A 19,467-nucleotide genomic window follows, 5' to 3' on the forward strand; every position below is an offset into this window, starting at 1 on the left:
GGTATCATGAAGTACACATACCAGTACAATAACGAATCTGAGCGCTTAGATCTAATAGATAAAAACAAAGATAAGTACCTGTTAGAAGAGAGTAGGTTAATTGATGGGAATTATATCGTGTTTGGTGATGAACCTAATCAACCGCCAATTGTGTATGTATCGGTCCCGAGTGAAGATTTCGAGAATTTGAAGCAAGATAACACACTTCTGAAAGCTCAGAGCAAGGCTCTTGCAGAACGAGCGGCTTTTACTGATGATGTAATAGCAGAAATAGCAATAAAGGTGTATGAATGATCCAGCGACTCCTATTCTGGCTGCTCCTACGCTTGGAAGGAGGTGATACCATGGTAGCTATGTTCTTTGCACAACGTATTATTTTCGGAACAACAGAGTACAAGACGGTACCTATCTCTCTGCGAAAAGAAGTTGACATTATTTTGACCGAAAGTGGAGTTGAATTTTTAATTGATAAGTAACAAGCGTTCCAAATATGGAACGCTATTTTTATGCCCTCTGGAGTGGTCAGGGGGCTTTTTTCATATTAAATAGATGGGGGATAGGAAATTGGAGAACGTGGGGAAATGGGCTTTGGCAATGGGTAGCTGGTTAGTGTCTTATTTATTTGGGGGTTGGTCTGGAGTGTTGGGAGTATTGCTGGTGTTCGTGGTGCTTGATTATCTTACAGGTGTCGTGGCAGCCGGTTCTAATGGAGGGTTGAAAAGTAAAATTGGCCTTATAGGGATCGCCCGTAAGGTCTTTATTTTTGCCATGGTTGCGGTTGGCCATTTGGTGGATGGGATTCTTGGTGATGGGCATTTGTTCCGTGACACTGTGGCATTCTTCTATATCGCAAATGAGCTGTTATCGATCACTGAAAATGGCGGAAAAATGGGTGCGCCTATCCCCGCCGTAATCAAGCAGGCAATTGAAGTCCTGAAGGGTAAAGGTGGAAACGACAACGATAAAGGAGCTGGTACAGGTGCAAGCGCGTAAGGATAACAATGTTCAAGGCATTGATGTTTCCCGTTACCAGGGGAAGATTGATTGGCTAGCTGTTAAAGCTGACAAACGAGAATTTGCCTTCATCAAAGCTACTGAAGGCCAGACGTACACAGATCCAAACTTTGTGGCCAACGTTAAGGGGGCGTTGTCGGCTGGGTTGATGGTTGGGACGTATCATTTCCTACGAGCCACATCGGCAGCTGCAGCAAAGGCAGAGGCAGCCCATTATGCAAAATCCCTCGAGGAGATCGGCGGGGCGAAAGCCCTGCAACTCCCGCCTGTTATGGACTACGAGAACAATCCGAACGGGATCAGCAAGACACAGATCAACATTGTGGCCAAAGCATTCCTGACGGAGTTGGAACGGCTGACGGGTGTCAAACCGATCATCTATACCGGCAATTCATTTGCAAGCAACTTTGATTCTGGTTTATCAGGTTATGATTTATGGATTGCCCGTTATAGTAACACAAAGGTTCCAGATGATCAGCCTGCATGGAAGACCTGGACCATATGGCAATATAGCGACGCTGGCAAAGTACCGGGTATTGTCGGCAACGTGGATCTCAATGAGTTCAACGGCAGCCTGACTGATTTAAAGAAGCGATATGGAAAGGAGCAAGACATGAGTAATCCATTTGACGGGTACAAGATCACAAGTCCATTCGGCATGCGAAAGCATCCAGTGAGCGGGGCTAACAAGTTTCACAGGGGCGTGGATCTCGTTGTCACACCTGCAGACGGACCAATCAATGCATTTGTGGCTGGTGAAGTGACACATGCCCAAATGGGTGTGTCCGGATCCGGCTTCGGTAATTATGGAATCGTAGTGGCCATCAAAGATGACAAAGGTTATTTACACGTATACGCCCATCTTTCAGCTGCAGGTGTAAAAGTTGGCCAACAAGTAAAACGTGGGCAACTGATCGGCAAGCAAGGCAGTACCGGCATCAGCAGCGGGGCACATTTGCATTATGAAGTTCGTAAAGCTTGCTCACCTCAGTTTGGTTATACAGCCACAGAAGCTGGCGTCGTTGAGCCTACCCAATACTTAATCAACTACTATGGGCAGACGCCCGTGAAGGGGGACAAGCCAGTGACAGTAAGGGATATTAACGTTGTAAGTAAATGGGCAGAATCGGCGTGGGCAGAGGTAACAGCGAAGGAATTCTTCGATGGATCAAGACCAGGTGCTTCTGTCACCCGTGAAGAAATGGCGGTTGTGGTTAGCCGGTTGTTAAAATACGTTGACCAAAAAGGGTGATTGTGGTAATCTACGCTTAAATCCGAAAGAATTGGTAAATGCCCTGCCAGTGCTGGCGGGGCATTTTTATTTTATTAAGAAGTCATGGGGAGAAAAATAGGGGGTGAGGAATTTGAATTTTTTTGCGTTGTTTGGTAGTGTCATTTTCACATGGCGCGCCTCCATAGGCATGATTTTTTTAATTTATTGTGGAATTGCATTGCTTGCAGGCTGGTCATTCGGGCTAGGGGTGGCTGGGCCTATGTCTGTCTTATTTTTTATTGGTGTAGCAGGACTTATATACATCAATAAATGGAACAAAAATTGAATTTATCATTAAGTAATCCCAAGCGCTTGGCAATACAAAAGGCCCTATCAGCACTTAGCTGGCAGGGCCTTATTTGATCGTGCCTCTTGTCGTTTCCTCTCGTCGTATTCCCCCTTGAGATAAGCTGTCTCATAGACGTGATTCATCATAATTTCGAAAAACTTTTCAGGAGATACATCACTTTCTGATCTCATTTCTTCAACGAACTTCATACATAATTCCTTATGTTCTTCTTTTGATTTAGACAATGTAGACACATCACTAGATGCAATTTGGATCCGAGCAACGTTTCTGCAGCCGGGTAAATATCACGTTAAAGACGAACATTAATTTGTTGGCCAACTTGCCGGCAAGGGGTAATTTCCGAATATTAAAAAGGGCGGCCTATAAAGGGCTGCCCTTTTCTGTCTGTATATGCTTCAGCATAGGCTTGGCTTGAGCCAAGTAAAGATTTTAAATCATTAAGGGCTTAATGGGTGGGCCGATAATGGCCTCGAATCCTTTTTTGTGAATAATCAGTCGTAACGGATTTTAATGTTTTATGCGTTAGCTTCAGTGACGCTATTGGAAGCGAATGCAGACCACTTTGCATTTACACCACTGGAACAATGGAATGAGATGGTATAATCACCACCGCGCATACCTTGCGCATATCCCGCCGTGCTTCTCCAAGTATATGCTGCTCCCGGCTTAACAGTAGCTGCAATATACTCTAATCCTGATGAGTGTGTCATCGTAACAGTTAGATTACTTGTTCCATTGTTTAGGAAGTAGAATTTACCATGTCCGTAACCAGCTGGAACCGAGAAATAAGCGGGGACGATAGAAGTAGCAGCGCTCACAGTTGTGAGCGGCTGTTGGTTACCAACAGAGAACGGAGTAACAATTGGGTATGTAGTCCAAAGCTTATCAGTCGTATTCTCGATCTTAAATTTGACCCCAACTGCCGATGCTGTGAGATTGTTTTCGTCATAATCTTTAGGGGCTTGATCTGTAACGACTACTGTCTCAATGCTGGATTTTACGCCGTTGAAATCGTCTGACCATGTGGCATTATCGTAATACGTCCAAATATCGTCTGGAGATGGTGCTTCTTCTTTCACTTCTTCAACAACCGGCTCAGCAGCTGGCTCTGCTGCTGGAGCTGCTGTTTCTTCTACCTTGGCTTGTGCGGGGTTGTCGTCCTTAATTGCTGTCTTGTCTGATCCACAAGCTGTAAGTGAGGCAGTAAGCATGAGTGTAGAGAGTAGTAATAAAGCTTTCTTCAAGGTTCTTCCTCCAATATATGTATTATGGATATAGTCTATCAGACCTAGGAAAATGTTTCTATATTTTATTGGAATAATTTACAAAAATGTCGAAACGGGCTATAATATATCTAAATCCGAAAGAATCGGTGAAAAGGGCACTGCTGGCATAACGCTGGCAGTGTCTTTTTTTGTTTGCATATATTGTTTTTCAGACAACGTGTCCACTGCTTCATCCATAGCTCAGTGCTCGGTGACAACATAGCAGCCTAGTAGCGTTCTAATGATCCAGACACATTGGAGGGCTTTATATTTTTTAGAGTATGTCCCAATTCGGAAGAACTATTTCGCATGAAGTTACAAGAAATTCGCATTCAGGATGATCAGGGGGCATCTGCAAGGGGAATTTACCGCAGGATTCCGTTTCAGCAGGACATTCATTTTTGCCTTTGAACGGGCAAATGAACTCTTCCTTAGATTTTGAGAATAACTGTTCAATTATGTTTGTTGAAAAATACCATCTCAAACTAGAGTTCAATTCATTATTTGTAAATTGTAATGGTTTTTTGAAGCTCGTAGTTAAATTTACTGCATGTGGTTTTGGTGTGTCTTCATAATAATAATCTTTCGACCAATAAATAATATTCTCACGAAGCTTGTGTAAAAAGTACAATCTATCAGAGTGATAGGAAGCATTATAATCCTCAATTGCATCAGTGAAATTATCCGTTTTCTCTAGTTCGAGTTGATGTTGTTTCAATATTTTTTCTGACTCAATAACTTGCTCTGTTAGAAAGTCTTTCGGTTCCGTCCAATTTAGCTTTCGGTATATGTTTAATATCCATTGTTCAATCTCTGGGAGAGATCGGGGTGTTTCATCAGTTTTTTTTAATTCTTCAAGGAATATCATAAATCGTTCAATCGGATCATTCTCAGCTGTCTGTTGCTTTACTAAGGGATAAGTGATTGAATGTGTAATGATTGCCTGCATCATTTCATTTGGAACATTTGGATGTGCGCATAACATTGATTTAATAACTGAGTTGTATGCCCAGAGTATAGGAGACTCAAATGCTTGTTTAAGGAAGAGATTCGACTCTTCAAGACCATATATATCGTAGATTGCAAAAACTTGAGTAAGAACAGCTGAGGCCTCTAGCAAAGAAATTCCTGTTAACGGAACGTCTGCAAATATAATTTCTTCTATATTTAATCCATCTAAGAAAAATGGGATATCCTTTAATATTCTTTTATTAAAATTCTTACTTTTTAGCTTTCTAACGTCTTCAAAAATATTGTCAACAATAAAAACTTTTCTATTTTTCAACTTTCCAAACCTATTAAGGAAATCGTTGTATTCAGTATAATGTTGTTTTGTTGCCTTGTTGTAGAAATTTAAAGAGTTTAAAGGTAACTTTATTTGTTTAGAGTTGTTTCCCATATAACGTAAAATCATTATTGTCCTTGAATAATACTCTAAATAAATTTTATAGATTTCGTAACCAAGACTAGTGCCCACGTATTCATGCCAATGCTTCAATTCATGGAAATAAGTTGTCATTTCTTGTAGATATCTAATTTTATCTTCTGAATAATGAGTATTGTTATTTAGTTCGTGTTGCAAGATTTTAACTTTGTTTTCGGGAGCAGTAACTCTCCTCATTCCTTTGATAGTGTTTTTATGTATATTAGGGGAAACATTCAAAGTTACCCTTCCATTCATAAAATCCATATAGCCTAAGGTTCTAGAGGTTTTTTTGTATAATAAAGATTCTTTTTCTATGATGCCCACATTTTTCACCTAATTCATTCAAGATTATTTTATACTTTCCATATTGCTCAATACGAAGTGGTACTTCTTATTTTTTTTACTGATTAGTATATACACCCTCAATTACAGGATTCCTTGTTTAGTTAACTTGTTCCTGAACCTTCTGAAGATCTTGTTTATAAGGCGATCGATAGGCCGCCCTAGATCAATTATTTAATCCCGAGAGCATCCTTCACTGAATTTTGAAGCATAAAATTCATTTCTTTAGTTTAATAAACTGGGTAACATTACGGTTTAGCAAACCTAACTTAATTGACTTGCTAAAACCTTCCAACCCTGAATATAAAGTCTCATGATTAATATTCATTCGTTGTAAATTATCCCAAGTATCCAAAATGAATTTCTTAGGGAAAATGAATTTGTAAGCCACAATTTCACCTTTTTCGTTAATTTTTCCTTTATTTAATTGATAATTCAATAATGTTTTATCAAATTGTTCATAATTTTCGTTTGATACTATAAATAAGCCTTGTTGACGTCTAAGTCTTTCGTTTTTCCTAAGTGGCTCATAGGTCTGAAAATATGACGGATCGCTAGTAAAACCTAACGATACCGGTTTTATCAGTAATTCGTCGTTTTCATCTACGAGTCTATGATTATAATTTAAAAAGTTTTTAATTTTTAGTGCATAGATACAAAAATCAGACGTTGCACCATCTACAGCAAAAAAAGCCCCAACATATGGCGAATATGTCCAGTCAAGCAATCGAGTCGGGGCACCATAATGTTGCATTAATGACCAAGCCTCTAAAAAGTAAAGAGCTCTCTCTTTTGAATCTGTTTCTTTTGGTTCATATAAAGTATGAGTTGAGTAAAGATTATACGATGAAATAAATTCTTTAGTCATTTCCATTTCTGCTAAGTTGTAATTTAATCCAATTTCCATGTTAATGTATTCATTGAACATTTGTACCTTATCAAACTCTCTATGTAAAGAAGTAACTATTTTCCATTCTGCATTTGATTGTCCCCGATATATCCATTGTCCTCGGGGAAATGTGCTAACTAATTTTTCGAATTCTCTCCATGATTTCAAAACAACTTCTAACCACACAATAAAATACCTCCCTTCAATTAAACTATCTTTAATTTATCATTTCTGTCCCAATATTCCAACACAACGTTTTAACATTTAAAAGCAGTTATTAACCGTCTATTACTGTAATGACCTTTTTTAATTTAATGTAGATATTATCTGATTATTTTGAATGGATATTTTTTTTGTTGGATATCGAACGTATATTCGCATATAATGTTTAAAAACAAACAAATGTTCTGTTAAATTGGAGGGATGAACATGCCAGTGAAATACTTGGGGTGGTTGGTGGAGATCATTTACGAGGACCAAAGCGGAAAGATCACGAAACGCCGTATCCAGGTCAAAAGCATCCGATCCGGAATGATCAAAGCTGATGATCTATTGTCGGGGCAGCCACGGACATTTCGCGAATCTGGTTTACTGGCATGCCGTCCTATAAGAACGACAGCATAGGGGGACTTAAAATGTTGACGGATTTTCAACGCAAGGTACTGAGGATCTTGTACAACTACAAAGGTGGGCGGCGTCGGTTTCCGACCATACATGAACTGACGATTAAGACAGGTAAGCATAAACCGGACGTCATGGCTGCGCTGGAAGCTCTTGTGACTGCTGAATACATATATTGGGAAGATAAGTCGGATACGTCTAACATAGTGATTTTAGAGGGCTGGGAGCGTGAAGGTGAGCGGCCTAAGGTCGATCATAGACCAACAGCATCTAATACCAATAACACTGATTACTGGACCCAATATTAAGGAGGAATGGAACTGTGGCAAGCAAATTGACAGGTAACGGGATCTTTGAAGGATCTCGCATTATTCTTCCGGAACATCGGGAAGCTTACTTAAACGAAATGAGTGTGCAGGAGAGACGGGGAAAGCCAGTCCTGGATGAACAAGAAATGCAGCTCATTGAGGAAGCGATTTTTGAATCGTACCAGGAATGCAAATCTATCACGCTGACTGTATTTAATCCGTTTGATGACGAGGAGCTGCGAGGCGTTGTAACATCGATCGATAAGCCAAGCAGGAGAATCAAACTTGTACGTGGTGATGAAGATTACAGTTGGCCAAGAATAGAAGAGATTATTAAAGCAAGCATATAAAAAAGAAGTGCCTTGGTCTTTATAGCCAGGGCACTTCTTGTTATAATCTGGATTGTTCAGTCTGTATAATTTTTAGTCGAGTGTTTTTCTGCTACATAAGTAAACAAAAAATTTACAAGGGAAATGAATCAGATTAATTTGTGAGAAGGATTGCGTTAAAATACGATTTCAGTTGAAATCTGAGGCGAACTATATACTGCATTTAAATTAAGATCAACACGAAAAAGGACTGATTACATGATAAATAAAGACAAGTTTTATGAAATATTGGCTACAGGTAGGGAAGATGATAAGTGGGACTTTAAAGAAAACCTATCAATTGATAATAAACAGAAGTTCTATAACGTCTTAAAGGATATGCTAGCTTTTGCTAATTCTGATGGGGGTTATTTAGTACTTGGAGTTAAAGATAAAACTCATGAGTTAGTAGGCGTAGAAAACGAAATAGATGAAGCAGAATTATCCCAAAAAATTGAATCTTCTTTAAACACGATTATTGATTTTAAATTACTTTACTTTGAAGATAATTTAAACGAAGAAATTAAAAAGTTTGGGTTACTTGAAGTTAAAAGCGCTAGTCGCCTGTTCTATTCTCCTAAAACATATTCATCTGAGAAAGGTGTAATTATAGAATCGGAAGCTGTTTATGTAAGAAGAGGTACAAGAAGCATTAAAGCGACTATAGAACAATTAAATCAGATAATAACGCGAGTGCACAAAATTTCTTCATATAATTTTACACCAAAAGAACAAGAAATTATAAAAGCTAATAAGGAGTCCGCATACACTGAATATAAAGTTTTTCATAATTACTTGAATGGAAACTTTGAATTTACTGCAATGAATTTCGGAGACAAGATTAAGGAATTATGTTTTTATCAATCCAAACTGAATAAACTAGAGGTAGCAAAATGGCTAGGTTTTGAAGAGGATAAAATAAATGACTATTTTGATGGACTTGCGTTTCCGACGTTAGAACATATTTTAAGAGCCTCAAAGTATTTCGATGTCCCTTTGGCATTCTTTTTCAAAGCCTCCTATATGGGAAGAGGTCCTATATGGGATGAAGCTTTAGTTAATTTCAGTATAATACAACATGTTGTACAAAAAAATGAACTTTTTACAATGGACTTAGGTCCATTCTTTTCTAATGTACTTTGGGACATGGCTAAAAATATCTGTTTATTCGTTGAATGGATGGGAACAGATTATAATGATTATTTAAAAGCAAGGGAATCTACTGATATTTTTACTATTAAACCCAAAGCATTTGAGCTATATGATTATTTGTCTGATATGTCTCGGGAGGAAGTAATAGACTTTAAAGATTCTTTAAGTGTTCAACACTACAAGATAATCGAAAAAGTATATCAAAAAGAGGATCGTACCTGGCTTCCAGAAGAACACTTCTTATTTAGTTTAGTTGGATTTGGAAAAGAGTTAGTTTGTCGTCTAATAAATGAAAGTATCAAATCAATTGAAATAACAGACGGAAGTATAGAAGTGAAATATCATTTTATCGAAGAAATAAAAGCTAAAAAAATTAATGGAAGAGAATACAAAGAGAAAGATTTGAAATTAGTAATCCATGAGGAACGAGTGTAGAAAACTAAATTATTTGTATCAGCAATAATACTCGAAACGTACGATTAACTGCACACTAAATGAAATACATCACATAAAAGATCACAATCTCTGCGAATAAGGCCAGATATAAATGACCTTTCTTTGGATAAAACTCAGATGGAAAGCAATAAATCAGCTTGTACAACTACAAACGTATGTGAGCGAAAAGAGCAGTAAGATGGACTTGATGTACGCTTAGATTTAAGAGTGTAATGTATACCGTGTTCTGAATATCGAAGTTAAATCATCGGGGAACGACTCCAAATGGGGGCGTTTCTTTTTTTGGTATTTTAAGTTTTTATAATAGTAGTTCATATATTTACCTGGATATCCAATGAAACTAAATGGTTAAGGGCAGGGGAATCATGCAAATAAAGGGCTACTCTACCATGTAAATAGCCTCTTTTTCCTAAATATAGGTTGTAGTTTAGTTGAATATGGTTTTTCGTCCATACACCAAACTAACCACATACGTACGTTAAACTATGTCTATAGGGAGGTGTCCACACGATGAGCAGTTCAGAAGAGAAGAAGCGATCTAAGAGAAAAAAGGTAACGGTCTATCCTTGCAAATCTAAAAGAAAAAATTGCAAAATGAAGGTGGCAAAGAAATTAGTTCAGGTAAAATGTCCGCCATCTAAAGTGAAAATTATTACGCCTACGGTTACTGGTCCAACAGGACCACAAGGTATTCAGGGAGCACAGGGGATTCAGGGCCAACAAGGGGTACAAGGGGTACAAGGGCCACCCGGAGCTCGAGGGCCTGCCGGAGTTCAGGGGCCTGCCGGAGGCCCTCCAGGTCCACAAGGACCACAAGGTCAACCTGGACCAGCGGGAGCCATGGGTCCACAGGGACTGGCTGGCCCAGCCGGACCCATGGGCGTGCAGGGTATTCCTGGGGAACAAGGACTTGTGGGTCCACAAGGGCCGCAGGGTGTGCCGGGTCCAGTTGGAGCCATTGGACCGCAAGGCTTTCCCGGTGCGACTGGGGCCACGGGTGCTGCAGGAGCGGCAGGTCCGGCCGGAGCCGCAGGGGCCACGGGTCCAGCGGGGCCAGCCGGGGTGGCAGGAGCAGCTGGTCCAGCAGGTCCAGCGGGAGCCACCGGAGCCACGGGTGTTGCAGGAGCGGCAGGTCCAGCGGGGCCTACCGGAGTGACAGGCGCTGCCGGAGTGGCAGGTCCAGCGGGTGCCACGGGTGCCACTGGAGCTACAGGTGTAGCCGGGGGCGTTCTGGGATTTGCTGATTTCTTTGCGCTGATGCCTCCAGACAATGCTGCAACGGTTGCTCCGGGCACGGATGTAAGTTTTCCGCAAGATGGCCCTACGAGCGGAACAACAATTACTCGAACAGGACCTAGCTCATTCAATCTAGCAGCAATAGGCACTTATCAGGTGCTGTTTCAAGTGAGCATAAATGAAGCCGGTCAACTTATTCTAACCCTCAATGGCGCTGATCTGGCTCCCACCGTTGTTGGCAGAGCAACAGGAACGTCTCAGATTGTAGGGGTAGCCTTAGTACAAACGACCGTTATTAATTCAATCCTGACCGTACGGAACCCTGCCGGTAATTCAACGGCATTAACGATTACACCGCTTGCAGGCGGAACACGACCAGTATCAGCACATCTTGTCATCACACAATTAGCATAATCGGAAGCTATATTGTTTGTCTGGGATCTACTTAGATCTGCCATGCTCTCCCATTCAATTTCAATCCCAATAACAAGTTCCCTGTTCATGCGCATATATATTACAGGAGACGGGTCAAGACTCCGGCTGTCCTAGGTTTGATGAACGGAGGGGAGAGACATGGGCATTGAATCATCCTGGATGTTTGATTTTTTTGGAACCGTCTTTCCGGTAGTATTTGTCCTGATTATAGGTATTGTTCTCTTGTCGGTTGGGAAGGAAGTATGGAGGTGGGGGCGAAACAACTCGGAGCCGCTCCTAACTGTACCTTCACGAATTACCAGCAGGAGAATGCAGATGAGTCAGTCGCACTCCGAACCAGGAAGCACAGCCCGTACGCTTTATTACATCACTTTTGAAGTAGAGAGCGGGGACCGTCTCGAATTCAAAGTGAATGGTGATGAGTACGGCTTGTGCGCCGAGGGAGATGAAGGTCGACTCTCTTTCAAGGGAACGCGTTATGTAGGCTTTGAACGCTACAATCGTTTGTATTCAGAGCGTGTACGCGGATAAGCCGGCTGGCTTGCGCCACTGTGGCGTAAGCTTTTTTTGTATCTTTTGTGGACAAGCGTTTCTTAATAGGGTTAACGTGTTTCTATATAAGAAGAGACTTTATTCATTCTATGGTCGTATTCAGCGAGTTGTATGTCGACTTATGTGATGAAGGACCATCCCCATAGAGGAGGTAATAAAGATGTCATTTACTGATCAAGTCGTGGTTGTAACGGGAGCCGCTCAGGGTATCGGACGGAGTGTGGCTGAGGCCTATGCGGTTGCAGGGGCTAAAGTCGTACTTGCCGACTATCAGGAAGCCGAGGGGGCTGCAGCAGCAGCTTCCATTCGCAATGAAGGCGGTGAGGCCATCTTTGTCCCGTGTGACGTTCGCAAGGAAAAGGATATTTCGAATCTCATCCAGACTGCGATAGAGGAATTCAAGCGGATTGATATATTGGTCAACAATGCAGGGGTTGCGAGATGGAAGTCGCCCTATGAGCTAACCCTGGAAGAGTGGGACGATGTACTCAATACGAATGTGCGAAGCTGCTTTCTCGCAAGCAGGGAAGCGGCCAAACATATGAAGCATAATGAAGACGGTGGAGCGATCGTAAACATGGCCTCTACGCGTGCCTTTATGTCTGAGCCCGAAACAGAGGCTTACGCTGCATCCAAAGGCGCTATCGTGGCGTTGACGCATGCAATGGCGGTCTCCCTGGGCAAGGATCAAATTCGGGTCAATTGTATCAGTCCGGGATGGATTGAGACTGGTAATGTCGAGGAACTGAAGCCGGAGGACCATGAACAGCACCCAGCAGGACGTGTAGGTGTTCCTTCGGATATCTCCCGCGCATGTTTATATTTGTCCGATCCAAGCAATACCTTTGTCACAGGGACCAACCTGATTATTGATGGGGGCATGACCCGAAAAATGATATATGAGGACTAGTACCGGGATTTCTCCAGACGATTGTAAACTTTTGAAAACATAGCAGAAATAAGCCCAAGTTAAGCACTTGGGCTTATTTGTTTTTGATAACTCGGTTGCTATAATGAATGTGATTTACCACAGTACAGGAATGGAGGGAGAATATGTTCGGGAAACCATCCCGGAAGGTGTTTTGGCTATTATTGGTGATTGGAGGGATTATAATGACAGGCTTCGAATCTACTGCAAAAGCTGATGCAGATATACGAGCAGCCTGGGTATGGCAGGCCAAGTCTGTCAGTGACGGAGGAGATGAGCTGCTGGACAATGCAGCTAAACATAAGATCAACAGACTATATGTGAATGTGGATATGAATCTGTCAGAGGAGGTCTATCACACATTTATCGCCAAAGCCAGCGAGGCTGGAATTGCCGTGGAAGCTCTTGGCGGAGATCCGTCATGGGCTGTGAAGGGTCGTGAAGGACCGATGCTCAAGCTGGCATCCTGGGTCAGCAATTATAATCTGGCTGCCGAGCCGAATGAGCGATTTGACGCCATACACCTGGATATCAAACCTTATGTACTGCCACAGTGGAAAGAAGATGCCAAGCCGCTGGTTCAATCCTGGGTTGCCAATATGAAGCTATTGCTGGAACAGGTGAAACAGACTGGGGCAGTCGAATTGAATATTGACTTGCCTTTTTGGTTGGACTCTTACACCGTGACAGGCAGCAGAACTGCTGAAGATGCGGATAACGAGTCATTGTCACACTGGTTTATCGGACAATTTGATCATATTACGCTGCTCGCTTACCGTGATAGCGCCCAAGGAAACAATGGAATTATACGTTTGATTGAACAAGAAATGATATGGGCTGACGCCAGAAATGTGTCTGTTACCATTGGAGTCAACACCAAGCCTATGCCTGGCGAAGAGTTCACCACATTTGCCGGGAAAGGTACAACACAACTGGAGAATGTCATAAATGAAGTAGCATCTGCATTCACGGATCACACTTCCTACGCAGGCTCGGCCGTACATGACATTGTCTATTGGGGACAGCTGGAGCCGGATGACCAGCCTTTGCCTGAGAATCCAGCCAATCAACCAGGAATTCGGGGTACGTATATCTGGCAGGCCTCTGAGGTTACGGATGATGGAGGAGATCACATTCTGGAGTTTGCGAAAGAACAAAAAATTAACTGGCTATATGTCAGGCTTGATTTGGATCAACCATACTCCAGCTACCGCAGTTTTGTGAAACGTGCTCAGGCTCAAGGTATTGAGGTTCACGCCATGGGCGGCCATCCCATCTGGGGGAAAAAGGAAAACCGTCCACGGATCCAGCGATTGATCGATTATGTGAAAAATTATAATGCCGAATCTGAACCAAATGAACAGTTCAAAGGGATTCACCTTGATATTGAACCCTACACCTTGCCGGAATGGGAAAATAATCGGGATATGCTGCTGACCGAATGGGCTGCGAATATTGCTTATTTCCAGGAAGAGACGAAAAAAGATAGCAATTTGGAAACGAGTGCAGATCTGGCTGTTTGGCTCGATACGTTACCGTTACCCGGAAGAGACATGTCTGTCAGTGAATACATGATAACGACACTGGATCACGTATCCCTGATGGCCTTCCGCAACATTGCCGAGGGCTCCAATGGTATCGCCAACGTTGTCAGTCAGGAGATGGCTATTGCTGATCGTCTGGGTAAACAACTGCTCATCTCGGTGGAGATGAAGGAGAATTTTGAAGGGAAACATATTTCATTTTATGATAAAGGAGCAGCGGAGATGGAACGTCAACTGGCTCTCCTTCCAGATCTTTTAAGTGAATATAACGCCTATAAAGGCAATATCGTCCATGCTTATGATTATTGGATTGAAGCCAAGCCCTGAATAGTGGGGGATATAGGAAATCATTTTTCTCGGAACTTCATCTGCAGTGAGGTTCCGGGCTTTTTTTTACGCCAAAATGCGAAATTGTGTCACCGAATGGGCGTCTGCACAATACGATGTACGGTGAAGAAGAGGTTCAACAAGGGAGGAAACAGGATATGGCTGTTATTAAAGCCAACTCGGAAGACGTCAAGCTGCTCGCAAGGCTGATGAGGGCCGAGGCTGAAGGTGACGGCGAACAAGGCATGCTGCTTGTAGGCAATGTGGGTGTAAACCGGGTGCTGGTTGATTGCCTGGACTTCGGCGATATTCGGGACATTAATCGAATGGTCTTTCAGAATCCCGGTGGCTTTGAGTCCACGCAAAAAGGGTACTTCTACCAACGGGCAAGACAATCGGAAATACGCTTGGCGCAGCGTGTCATCAATGGTGAACGGATCTGGCCGGCCAGCAATTCCCTTTGGTTCTTCCGACCTGTGGGCGACTGTCCACCAACGTGGTATAACCAGCAAAATACAGGCCGTTTCAAGGCGCATTGTTTCTTCAGTCCGACAGGTGATGACTGTCCGGAAGTTTATTAAAATTGGGGAGGAATTACAATGATTAACCAACCATATCAACCAACAACGCAGGCACTGGGTCAACAGGCCAACTCGCAAGTTCAAGGAACATCTTACAAAATCGGTAACGGAATGCCTTCGATGTCGCCAACACCAGGCATGGTTTCACCAAGCTCCACAAGTGTACCTCCACTCGTATCCAGTGGCAGTCCAATGACGCCAGGAGGTGGCGTTGTCACAACAACTGCACCGCAGTTTGAACAATCCTACATTGAAAACATTTTGCGTCTGAACCTCGGTAAATTCGGTACGTTCTACATGACTTATGAAGGTAACAAAGAGTGGAATGCTCGTATTTTCCAAGGTATACTGGAAGCAGCAGGTCGTGACCATATCATTATCAGTGATCCCAATACCGGAAAACGCATCATTCTGCTGATGGTCAATCTCGACTACGCTACATTCGATGAGCCTTTGTTGTATCAATATCCAGGTGTGATCGGGAACTATCCGCAGCAACCAAGCAGACGCTATTCTGTAGGGAAAAAGAGAACATAATATAATACGGCCATACACAGGCTGTCTCGAATGCGGATCTTATTCTGCAAACGGGGCAGCTTTTCCTATATTATGATATAGAGCATAAACAAATAAAAAAAGAACATTAACAGAAGTAACCTTTTCCTCAAATCAGGGCACTTAGAAATAAATACATCATGCAGCAAGCGCACAGGAAGGAGCCAGACAATATTGAAGACATGGATCGATGGAGCAATTCAGGGGGAAGCCGAGGCTTATGAACAGCTGGTGAAGCATTTTCGTGGGATGGCACAGGCAGTAGCCTATCAAAAATTAGAGGACACATTCCTGGCCGAAGATGTGGTTCAAGAGGCGTTCACCGAGGCCTTTGCCAATCTGTCGAAGCTGGAGAATCCCGATGCTTTTCCCGGGTGGTTCAAAGTCATCGTGGAAAGACAATGTTACCGTCAAATGAGGCGTAAGCAGCATGCCACCGTTCCAGTCCTGGAAATTCAGGATCTCATTCAGGAGGAGGATGAAGCTCACAATCCTGAAGAACAGGCTTTGAAAAGAGAGGTCCGTCGTCTCTTACGAGAGTCAATTGCCATTTTACCGTCTTCCATGCAGCTTGCTGTGGATTTGTTTTATTTTCAGGGCTATTCACTTAAGGAAATGTCAGAGTTCCTTGGTGTGAACGTTCCGGCACTGAAGAAACGCCTGTATGATGCCAGGTCCAGACTCAGGAGATCACTTCCTGTGGCGGACGTCATCTCGGTATTTAGTGATCTATATGAAGGAGGAAAAGGAATGCTACACATTATGAATGGTGACCATGCGGCTGACCGGTTAAGACAAAGCGGGATTCAAGGTGACATTTTGGTCTGGAAAGAACTGTATACCTTCGGACCGATAACGAGAAATATGAGGAATGAGAAGGCGCGAAGTGCACGTGCACCATATTTGGAGCAGCATTTGAATATTCCGCAGACAGAATATTTGAAAATTAAAGAACTGGAGCAGAGGTTAAGCTCATTCCATCCATACAAAGAGATCGTTCTGTGGTTTGAGTATGACCTCTATGATCAGTCGATGCTTTCATACCTGCTGGATTATTTCAAGGAACAGGACCTAAAGGATACGAAGTTGAATCTGTTATGCATTGATTCCTATCCGGATATTGAGCATTTTCGGGGACTAGGACAGCTTACCCCTTCGCAAATAGGACGATTGTCAGGTACTTGGCATGTCATGGAATCAGAGGAACTCCAGGCTGGCAGCGAGTTTTGGGCAGCTTATGCATCATCTGACATTCAGGATCACCAGGACTATTTGCTGGAAAATGCATCCGTGCTCCCTTTTGCACACGCTGCATTCAAGGCCCATCTGTCCCGTCTGCCTTCCGTATTCAATGGACTGAGCATCATTGAGCAAACCACACTGGAGGCTGTAAGTGAGGGCGTGGATCACCCCTATCCATTATTCAAGCATGTCGGAAACAGGCTGCATCTCTTGGGGATGGGGGATCTGGAGTACTGGGCGCATCTGAAGAGAATGACGGAGGAACCTCATGCCTTACTTCAATTGAGCGGTGTACAAGCCTTTCCTGATTTCCAGCAGCAGCATGACGATTTCCGTAACGGTGTCCTATCTCTGACCAAACTAGGTATTCAGGTGCTGAACGGAGAAGCAGATTGGGCGCTGTTACGAAAAGAAACATCATGGATTGGCGGTCTTCAGATTGGGGAAGGGGAAAACACGTCATGGCGCTGGGACACCGTTAAAGAAAACGTAGTGATCCTATAGAGAGTGATCGTAGCGGAGGCAGAATAAAGCAGTAGAAACAGTTGAGCGTAGATCGGCGTTATTCAAACCTTATTCATAAAATCGCGTAAAAAGAGTATCCTGCCATGTCTCAACATGAGCGAGGATACTCTTTTGTTAGTCAACCGTTATTCTATTTGGACGCATCCAATTTCAATGCAGTTACCATCTTGCGGAACACATCCGTATTATCCAGATAACCGGAGAACAGGCGGGACCCGGGTCCTGAGGCATTGATTGGTACATCGTCGAATGTGTGGACTTCCTGGCCTTCATCATGAGGCAGGTTACCCGTATAGTGGACACCGTCCGGATCTTTATCCGGGTTAGCGATATACCATGTTTTGTCCTTCACATTAGGATCCTGAATGGTAGGGCTGATTGGCACCGGATTAGAAAGATAGTCCTCATTATTGTCCGGCATATTGCCCCAGCCGACAGCAATCTTCCACTCCGAATCCGGGTTGTCCGGGAAGCCATCCCCGTTTGCATCCACATACGTCGGGAACTTGGAATCAGCATAGGTACCGATCAATTCACGGAGTTCGTCGCCCGATTTACCTTTGGCGGCTTCCGTGTTATATGTTCCGTTGAGGGTAAGAGAATGACCATGGTCGGATGTGACGATCACGAGTGTATCCGGGTGTTCCTTTGCATATTCCTTAACCCGACCCACCGTTTGATCGAATTCAATTGCATCCCATACGGAGCGTTCAAAATCCATGGTATGAGCCTGTTTATCAATCGATGCGCCTTCAACCATCAGGAAAAATCCATTCTTGTTCTGTTCCAGCACCTGAAGGGCTGTGTCGGTCATTTCCATTAACGTTGGCTGATCGGTATCCGTGCCCACAATTTCGTTGTTGTTAGGCTGAGTATATTCCCGGTCATAATATACGTTCATGTTGCCTTTGCGAAATAAACCGAGCAATGATTTGGTAGAGGCAGACTTATCCAGATTCGTTGCATCAGTAACGTAGGTATAACCTTCTTTTTTGAACTCCTCCACAATATTGCGTCCGTCTTTGCGTTTTCCACCATCCTTCGCCGGAAGGAACCACTCCAGTCCACCGCCCAGAATAACATCCGGTCGATTGGCTTCATTCAAATACATGCTGGCAATCGCTTCTTGCTCACCACGCTTACGCGTGTGGACAGCCATTGCAGCCGGCGTCGCATCCGTTACATCCGCAGTCGTTACAAGCCCAGTAGCCATGCCACGCGTCCGCTTGACCAGCTCAACGATGTTTTCCACCTTCGGATCGTCAAAAGGGTCTGGTGTATTATCCGGGTAGACCCCCTCGGCATTGACGGCCGTTTTGTGACCGGTTGCATATGCGGAAGCACTATTGGCCGAATCGGTAACGATGGAATCCATGCCAGACGTGGTGACCATGCCCATGGCATCCATTTGTTCCATCTCCAGCCAGCCATTGAATTTGCCTTCGTGAATACCCTTGGATACAACGCGAGCGGCGGTGCGAATATTGGCACTCATGCCATCGCCGATCATCAGAACGACATTTTTGGCTTGCTCACCGTTTGTCAGTATGGCCGTGTCTTTGGAAGGATTGAACACTTGGTATACGACCCGCGAATATGTACGCTTGCCTGTAGCCGTTGTTTCGGCGGTTACCACGATGGAATCACTCTCTTTGAAGGTAACATCCCGGATGGTGTATTCTGTGCTCAGATCACTGCTGCTTGTCCAGGTTCCGGATTTGCCAAAATATTTGTCCGGTGACAAGCCATTAACCTGGATTTTGATATCTCCCGATTGGAGCTTGGCACCGTTCAGTTCAACCCGAAAATCCAGCTTTTGGCCAGCCAGAATCTGAGCGCGATCGATAGGTAAAATGGTAAATGCGGCCGGGGCCGTCTGGTGCTGGGCAGATACGGGTTCAGCATTGGCCTGCCAAGGCACTGCTGTGATCGCAACAGCCGCGCTGAGTAGTAGAGCATTCCATTTCATAGCATGATGGCTTTTCAATGTACATACCTCCGGAATCGAAAATTGTTGTTCTATTTGGAAGTATATAGCTGAATGATTAACTGAGCGTAAGAGAAAAGTTAAACCGTAAGTAAGAAGATGCATATATTTGTTAGTAAAACGTAAAAAAA

20 protein-coding genes are annotated in these 19,467 nt (G+C 43.4%); 16 read left to right on the forward strand and 4 right to left on the reverse strand.

All coding sequences use genetic code 11. The features are described 5' to 3' along the window. The first annotated feature begins 6 nt into the window (after positions 1-6). The 5 genes from PPA03S_RS02730 (at position 7) to PPA03S_RS02745 (ending at position 2,573) form a co-directional block, all read left to right on the forward strand. A complete protein-coding gene (locus tag PPA03S_RS02730; RefSeq protein WP_062319544.1) occupies positions 7-294 on the forward strand; it encodes a hypothetical protein in 288 nt (95 codons plus the stop codon). Between the two features lie 50 nt (positions 295-344). Then, positions 345-476, forward strand: a complete 132-nt coding sequence (locus PPA03S_RS34160) for a hypothetical protein (RefSeq protein WP_281189002.1) — start codon at positions 345-347, stop codon at positions 474-476. 118 nt (positions 477-594) lie between these two features. Beyond that, positions 595-993: a phage holin family protein gene (locus PPA03S_RS02735; protein WP_245683502.1), complete on the forward strand. Its 399-nt coding sequence runs from the start codon at positions 595-597 to the stop codon at positions 991-993. Further along, a complete protein-coding gene (locus PPA03S_RS32145; protein WP_082703962.1) occupies positions 980-2,266 on the forward strand; it encodes a GH25 family lysozyme in 1,287 nt (428 codons plus the stop codon). Before PPA03S_RS02735 ends, PPA03S_RS32145 begins: the two co-directional genes overlap by 14 nt. Positions 2,267-2,378: 112 nt before the next feature. Beyond that, complete coding sequence (locus PPA03S_RS02745) at positions 2,379-2,573, forward strand: hypothetical protein (protein WP_062319548.1); 195 nt, start codon at positions 2,379-2,381, stop codon at positions 2,571-2,573. Positions 2,574-3,112: 539 nt separating this feature from the next. Here PPA03S_RS02745 and PPA03S_RS33545 read toward each other — a convergent pair. The 3 genes from PPA03S_RS33545 to PPA03S_RS02760 all read right to left on the reverse strand — a co-directional run bounded on the left by PPA03S_RS33545 (position 3,113) and on the right by PPA03S_RS02760 (position 6,705). Then, a complete protein-coding gene (locus tag PPA03S_RS33545) occupies positions 3,113-3,841 on the reverse strand; it encodes a hypothetical protein (protein WP_062319550.1) in 729 nt (242 codons plus the stop codon). A gap of 295 nt (positions 3,842-4,136) precedes the next feature. Then, positions 4,137-5,612, reverse strand: a complete 1,476-nt coding sequence (locus tag PPA03S_RS02755; RefSeq protein ID WP_062319552.1) for a hypothetical protein — start codon at positions 5,610-5,612, stop codon at positions 4,137-4,139. 235 nt (positions 5,613-5,847) lie between these two features. Next, on the reverse strand, positions 5,848-6,705 hold the full coding sequence (locus PPA03S_RS02760) for an FRG domain-containing protein (RefSeq protein WP_062319554.1): 858 nt from the start codon (positions 6,703-6,705) through the stop codon (positions 5,848-5,850). Between the two features lie 243 nt (positions 6,706-6,948). On the opposite strand from PPA03S_RS02760, the gene PPA03S_RS02765 reads away from it, so the two are divergent. The 11 genes from PPA03S_RS02765 to PPA03S_RS02815 all read left to right on the forward strand — a co-directional run bounded on the left by PPA03S_RS02765 (position 6,949) and on the right by PPA03S_RS02815 (position 17,328). Then, positions 6,949-7,143 carry a hypothetical protein gene (locus PPA03S_RS02765; RefSeq protein ID WP_062319556.1) on the forward strand — a complete coding sequence of 65 codons (195 nt, stop codon included), beginning with the start codon at positions 6,949-6,951 and terminating at the stop codon, positions 7,141-7,143. Beyond that, on the forward strand, positions 7,116-7,448 hold the full coding sequence (locus PPA03S_RS02770; RefSeq protein WP_174532099.1) for a hypothetical protein: 333 nt from the start codon (positions 7,116-7,118) through the stop codon (positions 7,446-7,448). Before PPA03S_RS02765 ends, PPA03S_RS02770 begins: the two co-directional genes overlap by 28 nt. A gap of 14 nt (positions 7,449-7,462) precedes the next feature. Then, the gene (locus PPA03S_RS02775) at positions 7,463-7,798 is read left to right on the forward strand and encodes a YolD-like family protein (protein ID WP_062319559.1); all 336 of its coding nucleotides are present in this window, start codon (positions 7,463-7,465) and stop codon (positions 7,796-7,798) included. A 237-nt stretch (positions 7,799-8,035) separates the two neighbouring features. Beyond that, the gene (locus PPA03S_RS02780; RefSeq protein ID WP_062319561.1) at positions 8,036-9,403 is read left to right on the forward strand and encodes an ATP-binding protein; all 1,368 of its coding nucleotides are present in this window, start codon (positions 8,036-8,038) and stop codon (positions 9,401-9,403) included. Between the two features lie 615 nt (positions 9,404-10,018). Then, the gene (locus PPA03S_RS34165) at positions 10,019-11,074 is read left to right on the forward strand and encodes a collagen-like protein (RefSeq protein ID WP_281189009.1); all 1,056 of its coding nucleotides are present in this window, start codon (positions 10,019-10,021) and stop codon (positions 11,072-11,074) included. A 159-nt stretch (positions 11,075-11,233) separates the two neighbouring features. Continuing rightward, positions 11,234-11,626 carry a DUF2500 domain-containing protein gene (locus PPA03S_RS02790; protein ID WP_062319566.1) on the forward strand — a complete coding sequence of 131 codons (393 nt, stop codon included), beginning with the start codon at positions 11,234-11,236 and terminating at the stop codon, positions 11,624-11,626. A 181-nt stretch (positions 11,627-11,807) separates the two neighbouring features. Then, on the forward strand, positions 11,808-12,557 hold the full coding sequence (locus PPA03S_RS02795; RefSeq protein ID WP_062319568.1) for an SDR family NAD(P)-dependent oxidoreductase: 750 nt from the start codon (positions 11,808-11,810) through the stop codon (positions 12,555-12,557). 203 nt (positions 12,558-12,760) lie between these two features. Continuing rightward, positions 12,761-14,446, forward strand: a complete 1,686-nt coding sequence (locus PPA03S_RS02800; protein ID WP_245683495.1) for a hypothetical protein — start codon at positions 12,761-12,763, stop codon at positions 14,444-14,446. A gap of 158 nt (positions 14,447-14,604) precedes the next feature. Then, positions 14,605-15,027 (forward strand): cell wall hydrolase, encoded by a 423-nt coding sequence (locus tag PPA03S_RS02805; RefSeq protein ID WP_062319572.1) that lies wholly within the window; start codon positions 14,605-14,607, stop codon positions 15,025-15,027. A gap of 18 nt (positions 15,028-15,045) precedes the next feature. After that, complete coding sequence (gene gerQ / locus PPA03S_RS02810; protein WP_157283907.1) at positions 15,046-15,564, forward strand: spore coat protein GerQ; 519 nt, start codon at positions 15,046-15,048, stop codon at positions 15,562-15,564. A gap of 192 nt (positions 15,565-15,756) precedes the next feature. Further along, the gene (locus PPA03S_RS02815) at positions 15,757-17,328 is read left to right on the forward strand and encodes a sigma-70 family RNA polymerase sigma factor (RefSeq protein ID WP_062319574.1); all 1,572 of its coding nucleotides are present in this window, start codon (positions 15,757-15,759) and stop codon (positions 17,326-17,328) included. A gap of 151 nt (positions 17,329-17,479) precedes the next feature. Here PPA03S_RS02815 and PPA03S_RS02820 read toward each other — a convergent pair whose 3' ends face one another. Continuing rightward, positions 17,480-19,336, reverse strand: a complete 1,857-nt coding sequence (locus PPA03S_RS02820) for an alkaline phosphatase (RefSeq protein ID WP_217998911.1) — start codon at positions 19,334-19,336, stop codon at positions 17,480-17,482. Between the last annotated feature and the right edge of the window lie 131 nt (positions 19,337-19,467).

Source organism: Paenibacillus pabuli NBRC 13638 (assembly GCF_001514495.1).
In the GTDB taxonomy this organism is placed as follows: Bacteria; Bacillota; Bacilli; order Paenibacillales; family Paenibacillaceae; genus Paenibacillus; species Paenibacillus pabuli.